The organism is Nocardioides sp. HB32 (assembly GCF_054058995.1).
The window spans coordinates 4087736-4099902 of the sequence record NZ_JBSSBS010000001.1; the positions used below are offsets into that span (position 1 = coordinate 4087736).

The window sequence follows — 12167 nt, forward strand, 5'->3', positions numbered from 1 at the left end:
GGGTCGCGGCACGCCCTTATAGCGTGTGCGCATGTTCTCCAAGGTGCTGGTCGCGAACCGCGGCGAGATCGCGATCCGGGCGTTCCGTGCCGCGTACGAGCTCGGAGCGCGCACGGTCGCGATCTTCCCCTACGAGGACCGCTGGTCGGAGCACCGGCTGAAGGCCGACGAGGCCTACGAGATCGGCGAGCGCGGCCACCCGGTGCGCGCCTACCTCGACCCGGAGGGCATCGTCGCGGTCGCGGTCCGGGCGGGCGCCGACGCGGTCTACCCGGGCTACGGGTTCCTGTCGGAGAACCCCGGCCTCGCCGAGGCCTGTGCGAACGCCGGCATCACCTTCATCGGCCCCAGCGCCGAGGTGCTGACGCTCACCGGCAACAAGGCCCGCGCGATCGGGGCGGCCAAGGCCGCCGGCGTACCGACGCTGGCCAGCGTCGACCCGTCGACCGATGTCGAGGCGCTGGTCGAGGCCTCGGCCGAGCTGCCGTACCCGCTGTTCGTGAAGGCCGTCGCGGGTGGCGGTGGGCGCGGCATGCGACGCGTGGACGAGCCGAGGGACCTGCGGGAGGCGGTGGAGACCTGCATGCGCGAGGCGGACGGCGCCTTCGGCGACCCGACGGTGTTCATCGAGCAGGCCGTCGTGGACCCCCGCCACATCGAGGTGCAGGTCCTGGCCGACGGCACGGGTGAGGTCATCCACCTGTTCGAGCGGGACTGCTCCGTGCAGCGCCGGCACCAGAAGGTCATCGAGATCGCGCCGGCGCCGAACCTCGACCCGGACCTGCGGGACCGGATCTGCGCGGACGCCGTGCGGTTCGCCCGGGAGATCGGCTACCGCAACGCCGGCACCGTCGAGTTCCTGGTGGACCCACAGGGCAACTACGTCTTCATCGAGATGAACCCGCGCATCCAGGTCGAGCACACCGTGACCGAGGAGGTCACCGACGTCGACCTCGTGCAGTCCCAGCTGCGGATCGCGTCCGGCGAGACGCTGGCGGACCTCGGGCTGTCGCAGGACACCGTCCAGCTGCGCGGCTCCGCGCTCCAGTGCCGGATCACCACGGAGGACCCGGCCAACAACTTCCGTCCGGACACCGGCGTGATCACGACCTACCGCTCCCCCGGCGGGCCCGGCGTCCGCGTCGACGGCGGCACGACGTACACCGGCGCGGAGGTGTCCGCCCACTTCGACTCGATGCTCGCGAAGCTCACCTGTCGCGGCCGGACCTTCGAGAAGGCGGTGGAGAAGGCGCAGCGTGCGGTGGCGGAGTTCCGCATCCGCGGCGTGTCGACGAACATCCCGTTCCTCCAGGCGGTGCTGGCCGACCCGGACTTCGCGGGCGGCCGGGTCACCACGGCGTTCATCGAGACGCACCCGCAGCTGCTGCAGGCGCGCGGCTCGGGCGACCGCGGGAGCAAGGTGCTCAACTACCTCGCCGACGTCACCGTGAACCAGCCGTACGGCCCGGCGCCGGTGAAGGTCGACCCGGTCTCGAAGCTGCCGGAGGTCAACCTCGAGGTCCCCGCGCCCGACGGCTCGCGGCAGCTGCTGCTCGAGCTCGGGCCGGAGGAGTTCGCACGGCGGCTGCGGCGGCAGAAGGACGTCGCGGTCACCGACACGACGTTCCGCGACGCCCACCAGTCGCTGCTCGCGACCCGGGTCCGGACCCGGGACCTGCTGGCGGTGGCCGGGCACGTCGCCCGCACCACACCGCAGCTGTGGTCGCTGGAGGCCTGGGGCGGCGCGACGTACGACGTGGCGCTGCGCTTCCTCGCCGAGGACCCGTGGGAGCGGCTGGCCGCGCTGCGCCAGGCAGTCCCGAACATCTGCCTCCAGATGCTGCTCCGCGGCCGCAACACCGTCGGATACACGCCGTACCCGACAGATGTGACCAACGCGTTCGTCGAGGAGGCGGCGAGCACCGGCATCGACGTGTTCCGGATCTTCGACGCCCTCAACGACGTCGAGCAGATGCGGCCCGCGATCGAGGCGGTGCGCGCCACCGGCACGGCGGTCGCGGAGGTCGCGCTCTGCTACACCGGTGACCTGTCCGACCCGGACGAGTCGCTGTACACGCTCGACTACTACCTGAAGCTGGCCGAGCGGATCGTCGACGCCGGCGCGCACGTGCTGGCGATCAAGGACATGGCCGGCCTGCTGCGGGTGCCGGCCGCGCGCACGCTGGTCACCGCGCTGCGCGAGAACTTCGACCTGCCCGTCCACCTGCACACCCACGACACCCCCGGCGGCCAGCTCGCGACCCTGCTCGCCGCGATCGACGCGGGTGTCGACGCGGTCGACGCCGCGACCGCCTCGATGGCCGGCACGACCTCGCAGCCGCCGCTGTCGGCGCTCGTCTCCGCCACCGACCACGGCCCGCGCGAGACCGGGCTGTCGCTGACGGCGGTGAACGCCCTCGAGCCGTACTGGGAGGCGACCCGCCGGGTGTACGCGCCGTTCGAGTCCGGGCTGCCGTCGCCCACCGGCCGCGTCTACCGGCACGAGATCCCCGGCGGGCAGCTCTCCAACCTGCGCCAGCAGGCGATCGCGCTCGGCCTCGGCGAGAAGTTCGAGCAGATCGAGGACATGTACGCCGCCGCGAACGACATCCTCGGCAACATCGTGAAGGTGACGCCGTCGTCGAAGGTCGTGGGCGATCTCGCGCTGCACCTGGTCGCGGTCGGCGCCGACCCGCGCGACTTCGCCGAGGATCCCGGGTCGTTCGACATCCCCGACTCCGTCATCGGCTTCCTCAGCGGCGACCTGGGCGACCCGCCGGGCGGCTGGCCCGAGCCGTTCCGCACCAAGGCGCTCGAGGGCCGCACCCACAAGCCGCCGGCCGAGGAGCTCACCGCCGACCAGCGCGACGCGCTGGCGGGTGGCAGCCCCACGCGCCGCCGTACGCTCAACGAGCTGCTGTTCCCCGGCCCGACCCGCGAGTTCACCGAGTCCCGTGCGCGGTACGGCGACCTGTCGGTGGTGCCCACGCTGGAGTACCTCTACGGGCTGCGCCAGGGCGTCGAGCACGAGGTCGAGATCGAGGAGGGCAAGCGGCTGATCCTCGGCCTGCAGGCCATCAGCGACCCCGACGAGCGCGGCATCAGGACGGTGCTCGCCACGATCAACGGCCAGCTCCGGCCCGTCAACGTGCGCGACACGAGCGTCGCGTCGGAGGTCGCCGCCGCCGAGAAGGCCGACGCCTCGAAGCCGGGCCAGGTCGCTGCGCCGTTCCAGGGCGTCGTGACGGTCGTGGTCGAGGCCGGCCAGCAGGTCGCCGCCGGCGACACGGTCGCCACCATCGAGGCGATGAAGATGGAGGCCGCGATCACCGCGCCGGTCGCGGGCACGGTCGAGCGCGTGGCCCTGCCGGGCACCCAGGCCGTCGACGGCGGCGACCTGGTGCTGGTGCTCTCCTGAGCACGGCGGTGCCGACCGCGCACGGCACGCCGGTCGTGGCCGGCATCGTCACCGCGGTCGTGGGCTTCAGCAGCGCGTTCGTGGTCGTGCTCGCCGGCCTGGTCGCGGTCGGCGCCAGCTCGGCCGAGGCGGCCTCCGGCCTGCTCGCGCTGTGCGTGACGCAGGCGCTCGGCATGGTCTGGCTGAGCGTCCGCACCCGGGAGCCCATCGCGCTCGCGTGGTCCACGCCGGGCGCGGCGCTGCTCATCTCCACCGGCGCCGTCGAGGGCGGCTGGCCGGCGGCGGTCGGCGCGTTCATGGTCACGGCGGTGCTGATCGTGCTGACCGGGCTGGTGCCCTGGCTCGGCGACCTGATCGCGCGGATCCCGGTCTCGCTGGCCCGGGCGATGCTCGCCGGAGTGCTGCTGCCGATCTGCCTCGAGCCGGTCACCGGGCTCGCGGACTCGCCGTCCGTCGTCGGGCCGGTCGTGCTGGCCTGGCTGGTCATGCACCGCGTCTCGCGGCGCTGGGCGGTGCCGGTGGCCCTGGTCGTCGCACTCGTGGTCGTCCTGGTCGAGGCGGGCTCCGACGTACACGGCGGCGACCTGCTGCCGGCCCTCGCCTGGACCACCCCGCACTGGACGGTCGCGGCGGTGGTCAGCATCGCGGTGCCGCTCTACGTCGTGACGATGGCGTCACAGAACGTGCCGGGGGTCGCGGTGATGTCGAGCTTCGGCTGGACCGTGCCGTGGCGCGAGTCGATGGCCGTGACCGGTGTGGGGACGCTCGTCGGCGCGCCGTTCGGCGGGCACGCGGTCAACCTGGCGGCGATCACGGCCGCGATGACGGCCGGCCCGATGGCCGGGCCGGACCGATCCCGGCGCTGGATCGCGTCCACCAGCGCGGCGGCGACGTACGTCGTGCTGGCGTTGGCCGCCGCTGCTCTGGCCGCGCTGGTCGCCGCGGCACCGGGGGACGTGATCCCGGCGGCCGCCGGCCTCGCGCTGATCGGCACGTTCGGCACGGCCCTGGCCGGCGCCCTCGCGGACGAGGACGGTCGCGAGGCCGCGGCGGTCTGCTTCCTGGTGGCAGCGTCCGGGATCAGCGTGCTCGGCATCGGTGCGGCGTTCTGGGCGCTGCTCGCCGGACTGGTGCTGCGGCCCCTGCTGCGCGCCCGCGTTTGAGTCCTGGGAGGTGCGGGCAAGGGTCTGGGCGTCACGACCACTCGGGGGAAGACAGACGATGACCGACCTGATCGAGGACCTGGCCGTCCTCAGGGAGAGCAGCGACGTGCTGCTCCAGCAGCTGGCCGGCGCCCAGGAGCGGATCGGGCCCCTCGAGGCCGCCGACGACAGCGGACAGGTCACGATCCGGGTGGACGCCGAGGGCCGGCTCGAGTGGGTCCGGATCGGGTTCACCTGGGACCAGCAGCTGGCCGCGGCCGAGCTGCCAGCGGCCGTCCTGGCAGCCGTGGCCGAGGCGAAGGTGCGCCAGATCGAGCAGTACGGCGATGCCCTGCGCGACCTGGAGGACGAGCCCGCACCCCCGGCGCGCCCGGCCCGTCCCAGCGTCGCGGTGCTGGAGGCCTTCGACGAGCGGGTCGCGGCCGGCGCCGACGGCACGGCCGTCGCCCGGGAGCTCGCGGAGGACGTCCTGATGGATGTCCGCGCGGGCCTCGACGAGGCCAACCGGCTGCTCGACGAGCACGCCGGCCGCACCTTCACCGCCCGCAGCACCTCGGGCCACGTGGCCGCCACCGCGCTCGGCAACGGCGACGTCGACAGCCTCGACCTCGACCTGGGCTGGGTGTCGCGTGCGCACCCGGCGAACCTGGGCCGCGAGATCACCGAGGCCATGCTCGCCGCGACCCGGCGCGCCCGGCGGGAGGGCCTCGCTGCCGCCATCCAGGCGTCCCGGCTCGCCGACATCGCGCGGCGTGCCATCGGCGCCACGACCACGCCAGAGGGGAACGACCGATGACGATGCAAGCGGGCTTCGAGGCCCTGACCAGCGAGGCGGGCGAGTGGGACGACACGTCCCGCGCGCTCGGTGACGCCGAGGGCACCGTGGCCGGCCTGACCCTGTCCGCCGCGCAGTTCTCCTTCGTGTGCGGGATGGTCGGGCTCGACGCCAGCTACGCCCGGGCCCGGCAGCACGTCCAGGACGTCCTCACTGCCGGCACCCGCGAGACCAAGCAGCTCGCCGACGCGCTGCGCGAGGTGCGTCGCGACTTCCAGAGCACCGACGAGAACGTCGTGCACCAGGTCCAGTCCGTCTGGATCCCGGAGTGAGGAGAGGCTGATGGGACCGGAGACCGTCGACCGCATCATGGACCTTCTCGACGAGATCGACGAGAAGATCCAGTGGGTCACCGACAAGGTCAACGACATCCTGTCCTGGGTCCCGTGGGGCCTGGGCTGGGTCGTCGACAAGTTCAAGGACCTCTGGAACAAGGCCATGGAGAAGCTGGGCGAGTTCTGGGACAAGGTCGGCGAGATCGCCTCGAACATCGGGGCGCCGTGGGACCTCGACTCGGCGAAGGACGCGTGGATCGAGGTCGGCGGGCCGGTCGCCGCGCGGGCGAGCGAGTCCGACCGCTCGCAGAGCGCGGTGGACACGGAGTGGAAGGGCCGGGCGGCCGACCGCTACGCGCTCTCCCTCGGCCCCCAGGGCAAGGCGCTCTCGGCCGTGCAGAGCAAGCTGACCGCCCAGATCGGTCCGGCCCTCGGCGCCGTCGCGTCGGCACTGTACGTCTTCTACGTCCTCACCGCCGCCGCCCTGGCGGCCCTCGTCGTGGCGATCATCGCCGCCGGGGGCGAGACCGTCAGCATCATCGGGCTGCCGGCGGTGCCCGCCACCATCCTCGGCGCCGTGGTGGTCGCCATCGCGGCCCTGGCCAGCGCGGTCATCAACCTCCGTGCGGCGGCCTCGGGCGCGAACTCGACGTTCCTCCAGGTCGCGAACGAGACCGGCGACTTCGGCGCCGAGAACTGGCCGTCCGCGGTCATCGGCTGATGAGCACGCCGGCACTCGCCGCGTACGACCGGGCCGTCAACCGCGGTACGGCGGTGTCCGCGGTCGGCCACGCGCTGATCATCGCCCTCGGCGTCTTCGCCGCCAACGACATCGGCCGCGACGACCCCGGGTCGACGATGTTCTGGCTGCTCGCGCTGTTCGCCGCGCTCAGCCTGGTCGCGACGATGCTCGCGTGGGCGTCGGTGCGGGCCGGCAAGATCGTGTGGGACCTCGGCGTCCTGAGCCTCGTCGGCGGGGTGGGGGTGCTGGTCTGGGCGACCACGGTCCGAGGTGGCCTGATGGTCGTGGTGCTCGGCGGCGTGCTGCTGTTCATGGACTGGCTGGTGTTCAGGAACGCCCTCAAGCTGCTGACGACACCCTGAACGTCATCCACGTCGAGCGCAGCCCCAGCAGGGACCGGAACGTGTCGCCGGAGACCGTGACCTTGCCGTCGGTGCCGCTCAGCGTCAGCGAGACGACCCGTCCGCCCCAGTCCCCGTTGCCGTCGCGCTTCGTCACGGCGATCCTCCGCAGGTCGCCGACCGCGGGCCAGGTCCGCTCGAGCACCTCGTCGCCGAGCCGCGTCGACCAGGTGTGCACCGGGTTGCCGGCCCACCCGTCGTACGGATCCTTCTGCGCCGGCAGGTAGGACACCGACCCGGCCGAGGTCCAGCCGCCGCTGCTCGACCCGAACTGCGTGAACGCCGGGTCGCCGCCGCTGAGCAGCACCTGCTTCGCCGTGTCCTGGACCGCCGTGTCGGAGGCGGGGTACTCAGCGTCGTACCCGCCGTACACCTGGCAGGACCAGGTGTCGCAGAGCTGGTACGCCGCGGACTGCGGGTGGGCGCGCTCGTACGCCGCGTAGGTGCGCGCGGCGACCGCCTGCGCGCGGACGGCGTCGGGGCTCCAGGACGCCGGGATCTCCAGCGGCACGACGCCCCGGAGGTAGCTGTCCAGGGCCAGGTCGTTGACGGTGACCCGGTCACCGGAGGACGTGACGCCGACCCGCAACCGGCCCCGGTACGCCCGCTCGCCGGTCGGGGTGACGAGCGTGACCGGCTCGCCGGCGGCGTAGAACTCGCCCTGGCCGTCGAGCGCGTGCCACCGGTGCCAGCGGTGGGTGCGGAACAGCACCCGGTTGACGCCGTCGCTGCCGACCGCGACCTTCCAGCGGCTCGCGCCGTTGTCCGGCAGCGGTAGCCGCTTGCCCCCGGCGGTGTCGCGGACCGTGAGCCCCTTCCGGGCGACGACGACCAGGTCGTCGGTGGTGTCCGCGGTGATCAGCACGGTCACCCGGCCCCGGGCCTGCCCCCAGTCCGTGCCCGGGTAGTAGAACCGCACGATCTGCCGGTAGGTCAAGCCCTTCCGGGCCGCCCCCTCGGCGCCGTACTGCGACATCCCGTGGCCGTGCCCGTAGCCGTGCCCGCGGACGGTGATCGTCGCGTCCGCGGGGACCTTCCAGACGTCCGCGCTCGCCGCGCTCGCGGGTGCGACGAGGCCGAGCGACGCGGCGAGCGCGGTCGCCAGCAGTCCGGGGATCGCACGCATGGTCACAATCGCACCATGCGTCACATCAGCCCCGCAACGGAGTCGCGGTAACTACAGATCTGTAGTTCAGCTCACCCGGATCGTGAGCCACGGCGAGGCCAGTCCGAGCCGCAGTGCGAAGGCCGCGCCGCTGACCGTGACGGTCCCGCCCGTGCCCGTCAGGGTCACCGTCCCGGCTCGCCCTCCCCACTCGCCGTGGCCGTCGCGCCCGGCGATCTCCACGTGGGTGAGGTCGCCGACCGACGGCCACGCCGACTCGACGTCGGTGTCGGAGAGCGTCTCCTCCCAGGCCTGGGTCCGGTCCCACGGGTCCTCCCGGGCCTGGAGGTACGGCGCGTCGCCGGCCACCGTCCAGCCGCCGTTGCTCGCCGTGAACTCGGTGAACGCGGGCTCGCCGCCGTAGGTGAGGATCCTTCCGGCGGTGGCGGCGACCGCGGTGTCCGAGGCCGGCCACTCGCGGTCGACGCCGAGGTACCGCTGATAGCTCGTGGTGTCGTCGAGGTCGTAGGGCTTGTCCTGACGGGTCGACCGCTTGAGGGCTGCGTAGCTGCGCGCGGCGACGGCCTGGGCGCGCTGCGCCTGCTGCGGCCACGTCGAGGCGACCACCTCGGCGGGCACCACGCCGCGGAGGTAGGCCTCCATGGGCAGCACGTTGATCGCCATCCGGTGGCCGGGGCTGGACGGGACCGAGCGGACGGAGCCGCGGTAGGACATCGGACCGTCCTGCGTGTCGAGCCTGATCGGTTTGCCCTTCGCGGCGAACTCGAGCGTCCCGGCGACCGAGCGGTACTGGTGCCAGCCGGACCGGCGGTACTGCAGGCTGCTCCGGGCGTCGCCCTTCGGCACGATCCGCCAGCGCTGCGCGCGCGGCTTCGCCCGGTTGAGGTCCCAGCTGCGGCCGCCGGCGCGCGCGACCAGGCCGCGCTTTGGCTCCACCTGGACGGTGTCGCCGAGGTCGCCCCGGCCCAGGAAGATGCGGACCTGCCCGGTCGCGGTCCCCCACGAGGTCCCGCGGTAGTAGAAGTCGAGGATCTCCCGGTAGCCGACGCCGTCCTCGGCGGCGTGCTTCGCGCCGTACTGGGACAGGCCCCGGCCGTGACCGTGCCCGTGGCCGTCGATGGTGATCGTCGCCGAGTGCGGGACGTCCCACGCATCGGCCGCGGCCGCGGGCGCGGCGGACGCGAGGAGCAGGGTCGCGGTGGCGACGACGAGCCGTCCGAGCATGTGGTGACCCCCGAGATCAGATGCGGTGCAGGCGCCGAGCGGCCTCGGCGATCGAGCCGCTCATCGACGGGTACACAGTAAACGCCTGGGCGAGCTGGTCGGCCGTGAGCGACTCCGCCACCGCGATCGAGACCGGGTGGATCAGCTCGCTGGCGCGCGGGCCCACGACCACGCCGCCGACGACGATCCCGGTGCCGGGGCGGCACAGCAGCTTCACGAAGCCGTCGCGGACGCCCTGCATCTTGGCCCGCGGGTTGCCCGACAGCGGCAGCGTCACGACCTCCGCCTGCATCTCCCCGGCGTCGACGGCCTGCTGCGACCAGCCGACGGTGGCGATCTCGGGGGCGGTGAAGACGTTGGACGAGACCGTCTTCAGGTCGAGCGGATGCACCGTGTCCCCGAGGAAGTGCCACATCGCGATCCGGCCCTGCATCGCCGCGACGCTGGCGAGCATCAGGACGCCGGTGCAGTCGCCGGCGGCGTACACCCCGCGGGCCGACGTGCGCGAGACCCGGTCGACGTTGACGAACCCGCCGTCCTTGAGGATGACGCCGGCCTCCTCGAGGCCCATGTCGTCGGTCTTCGGGACCGAGCCGAGCGCGAGGATGCAGTGCGAGCCCTGGACGGTCCGCCCGTCGGTCAGGGTGACCGTGACGACGTCGCCGTCACGCGCGACCGACTCCATGCGGGACCTGGACAGGACCGTCATGCCCCGGCGCGTGAGTACGTCCTCGAGGACCTTGGCGGCGTCGGCGTCCTCGCCGGGCAGCACCCGGTCCCGGGAGGAGACCAGCGTCACCGGGATGCCGAGGTTGAGGTAGGCGCTGGCGAACTCGGCACCCGTCACGCCGGAGCCGACGACGATCAGCTCGGTCGGCACCTCGGTCAGGTCGTAGACCTGCTCCCAGCTGAGGATCCGCTCGCCGTCGGGCTGCGCGGACGGCAGCGTGCGCGGCGCCGCGCCGGTCGCGATCAGGACGGCGTCCGCGCGGAGCATCTGCTCGGAGCCGTCGGCGAGCTGCGCGACCACCCGGTCGGCGCCGGCCAGGCTGCCGCGGCCCCTGAGAACCGTGACCCCGTCGCGGGCGAGGCGCCGCCCGATGTCCTCGGACTGGCTCGTGGCGAGCGCCTTGACCCGGGCGTTGACGCGCTCGAGGTCGACCCGGATCGTCGTGGCGGCGTCGCCCTCGGCGTCGTGGAACTCGACGCCGAGCTCGGCCGCGCCGGACAGCTCGCTCATCACCTCGGCGGTGGCGATCAGCGTCTTGCTCGGCACGCAGTCGGTGAGGACCGCGGAGCCGCCCACCCCGTCGCTGTCGACGATCGTGACCTCGGCGCCGAGCTGGGCGGCGACGTGCGCGGCCTCGTAGCCACCGGGGCCACCGCCGATGATGACGACTCTCTCGTTGTTGCCGGTCATTCCCACGTCCCGTCAGGTCTCGATACGCCGCACCGCGGCTTCGTGCCTCAGCCGCGGCGGCTACTCGATCTGGCCGAGCCCACGCCGCGCGCTCGTTCCTCGCACCCGGCTGCTCGTCACAGGTTGATCATGTGGCCGGCGATGCCCTCGACGGCCTCCTTCATCGCCTCCGACAGGGTCGGGTGGGCGAACACGTTCCGCGCGACCTCGTCTGCGGTGAGGTCCCACTGCTGGGCCAGCGTGAGCGCCGGGAGCAGCTCGGTGACCTCGGGGCCGATCATGTGGGCGCCGAGGATCTCGTTGTACTGCGCGTCCGCGACGATCTTCACGAAGCCGACGCCCTCGGCCATCCCGCGGGCCTTGCCGTTGGCCGAGAAGGGGAAGCTGGCCACCTTGACGTCGTACCCCTTCTCCTTGGCCTGGGCCTCGGAGTAGCCGAACGAGGCGATCTGCGGCTGGCAGAACGTCGCTCGCGGGATCATGTCGAAGTTGATCTCGACGGTCTCGGCGCCGGCGATCGTCTCCGCGGCGACGACACCCATCGCCTCCGCGGTGTGGGCCAGCATCAGCTTCCCGGTCACGTCGCCGATCGCGTAGACGTTCTCGACGTTCGTGCGGCCGCGTGCGTCGACCTCGATCGCGCCGCGGTCCGAGACCTTGACGCCGGTGTTCTCGAGGCCGTAGCCGTCCACGCGGGGCGCGAAGCCGAACGCCGCCAGCATCCGGTCGGCCTCGAGGACCTCGCTGTTGCCGTCCTTGCTCACCGTCACCCTGACCCCGCTGCCGGTGTCCTCGACGTCCTCGACCTTGGTCGAGAGGAGGACCTTCACGCCGAGCTTCTTGTACTGCTTGAGCAGCTCCTTCGACACGTCGGCGTCCTCGGTCGGGACCATCCGGTCGAGGAACTCCACGATGGTCACGTCGACACCGAAGTTGGCGAGCACATAGGCGAACTCGACGCCGATCGCGCCGGAGCCGCCGATGATGATGCTCCTCGGCAGCCCGGCGTCGAGGATCTGCTCCTCGTACGTCACGACGTTCTCGCTCGGGCTCATGCCCGGCAGCATCCGGACCTTCGCACCGGTGCCGATGATCAGGTTGTCGAAGGTGTAGGTGGTCCTCTGACCGTCCTTCTCGACCTCGATCTCCGTGGCCGACCTGAGCGTGCCCCAGCCGTCGATCTCCTGGATCTTGTTCTTCTTCATCAGGTAGTGCACACCCTTGGCGCTGGCGTCCGCGACGCCCCGGCTGCGCTTGTGGGTGATCTCGAAGTCCATGACCGCGTCGCCGCTGATCCCGAAGGTGTCCCTCTCCTTCGTGATGATGTGCGCGATCTCGGCGTTCCGAAGCAGTGCCTTCGACGGGATGCAACCGACGTTGAGGCAGACACCGCCCCAGTACTTGTCCTCGACGACCGCGACGGTCTGGCCGAGCTGGGCGGCGCGGATCGCGGCGACGTAGCCTCCGGGGCCGGCGCCGAGGACGAGGACGTTGAAGTGCGTGGTCACAGCAGTCAGCGTACTGACGTGAGGCAGCCCACTCCGCATCGGTCGTTTAGTCTTC

At 72.4% G+C, this 12167-nt stretch carries 10 protein-coding genes; 6 read left to right on the forward strand and 4 right to left on the reverse strand.

The window, feature by feature from the left end; all coding sequences use genetic code 11:
- Positions 1-31 precede the first annotated feature (31 nt).
- From ACVW2K_RS20515 to ACVW2K_RS20540, 6 genes are read left to right on the forward strand one after another with little or no spacing between them, the layout of a single operon-like run.
- Positions 32-3418 (forward strand): pyruvate carboxylase, encoded by a 3387-nt coding sequence (locus ACVW2K_RS20515; protein WP_457203776.1) that lies wholly within the window; start codon positions 32-34, stop codon positions 3416-3418.
- A gap of 8 nt (positions 3419-3426) precedes the next feature.
- A complete protein-coding gene (locus ACVW2K_RS20520; RefSeq protein ID WP_457203777.1) occupies positions 3427-4581 on the forward strand; it encodes a benzoate/H(+) symporter BenE family transporter in 1155 nt (384 codons plus the stop codon).
- Positions 4582-4639: 58 nt separating this feature from the next.
- Positions 4640-5377 (forward strand): hypothetical protein, encoded by a 738-nt coding sequence (locus ACVW2K_RS20525; protein ID WP_457203778.1) that lies wholly within the window; start codon positions 4640-4642, stop codon positions 5375-5377.
- Positions 5374-5688 (forward strand): hypothetical protein, encoded by a 315-nt coding sequence (locus ACVW2K_RS20530; protein WP_457203779.1) that lies wholly within the window; start codon positions 5374-5376, stop codon positions 5686-5688. The genes ACVW2K_RS20525 and ACVW2K_RS20530 overlap by 4 nt, the downstream gene beginning before the upstream one ends.
- Before the next feature lie 10 nt (positions 5689-5698).
- Complete coding sequence (locus ACVW2K_RS20535; RefSeq protein ID WP_028635719.1) at positions 5699-6412, forward strand: hypothetical protein; 714 nt, start codon at positions 5699-5701, stop codon at positions 6410-6412.
- Complete coding sequence (locus ACVW2K_RS20540; protein ID WP_457203780.1) at positions 6412-6795, forward strand: hypothetical protein; 384 nt, start codon at positions 6412-6414, stop codon at positions 6793-6795. Before ACVW2K_RS20535 ends, ACVW2K_RS20540 begins: the two co-directional genes overlap by 1 nt.
- On the opposite strand, the gene ACVW2K_RS20545 is transcribed toward ACVW2K_RS20540, so the two are convergent.
- The 4 genes from ACVW2K_RS20545 to lpdA form a co-directional block, all read right to left on the reverse strand.
- Positions 6773-7960, reverse strand: a complete 1188-nt coding sequence (locus ACVW2K_RS20545; protein ID WP_457203781.1) for a SpoIID/LytB domain-containing protein — start codon at positions 7958-7960, stop codon at positions 6773-6775. The two genes, ACVW2K_RS20540 and ACVW2K_RS20545, sit on opposite strands and share 23 nt — an antisense overlap.
- 66 nt (positions 7961-8026) lie before the next feature.
- Positions 8027-9184, reverse strand: a complete 1158-nt coding sequence (locus tag ACVW2K_RS20550) for a SpoIID/LytB domain-containing protein (protein WP_457203782.1) — start codon at positions 9182-9184, stop codon at positions 8027-8029.
- A gap of 16 nt (positions 9185-9200) precedes the next feature.
- Positions 9201-10604, reverse strand: a complete 1404-nt coding sequence (locus ACVW2K_RS20555; RefSeq protein WP_457203783.1) for an NAD(P)H-quinone dehydrogenase — start codon at positions 10602-10604, stop codon at positions 9201-9203.
- A gap of 116 nt (positions 10605-10720) precedes the next feature.
- A complete protein-coding gene (gene lpdA, locus ACVW2K_RS20560) occupies positions 10721-12112 on the reverse strand; it encodes a dihydrolipoyl dehydrogenase (RefSeq protein WP_036568990.1) in 1392 nt (463 codons plus the stop codon).
- Between the last annotated feature and the right edge of the window lie 55 nt (positions 12113-12167).

Bases quoted from the DNA above. Each gene is read 5' to 3' on its own strand.
- ACVW2K_RS20535 (WP_028635719.1), top strand. From the start codon at position 5,699: ATGGGACCGGAGACCGTCGACCGCATCATGGACCTTCTCGACGAGATC.
- ACVW2K_RS20515 (WP_457203776.1), top strand. From the start codon at position 32: ATGTTCTCCAAGGTGCTGGTCGCGAACCGCGGCGAGATCGCGATCCGG.
- ACVW2K_RS20545 (WP_457203781.1), bottom strand. From the start codon at position 7,960: ATGCGTGCGATCCCCGGACTGCTGGCGACCGCGCTCGCCGCGTCGCTC.
- ACVW2K_RS20525 (WP_457203778.1), top strand. From the start codon at position 4,640: ATGACCGACCTGATCGAGGACCTGGCCGTCCTCAGGGAGAGCAGCGAC.
- ACVW2K_RS20550 (WP_457203782.1), bottom strand. From the start codon at position 9,184: ATGCTCGGACGGCTCGTCGTCGCCACCGCGACCCTGCTCCTCGCGTCC.
- ACVW2K_RS20555 (WP_457203783.1), bottom strand. From the start codon at position 10,604: ATGACCGGCAACAACGAGAGAGTCGTCATCATCGGCGGTGGCCCCGGT.
- ACVW2K_RS20540 (WP_457203780.1), top strand. From the start codon at position 6,412: ATGAGCACGCCGGCACTCGCCGCGTACGACCGGGCCGTCAACCGCGGT.
- ACVW2K_RS20530 (WP_457203779.1), top strand. From the start codon at position 5,374: ATGACGATGCAAGCGGGCTTCGAGGCCCTGACCAGCGAGGCGGGCGAG.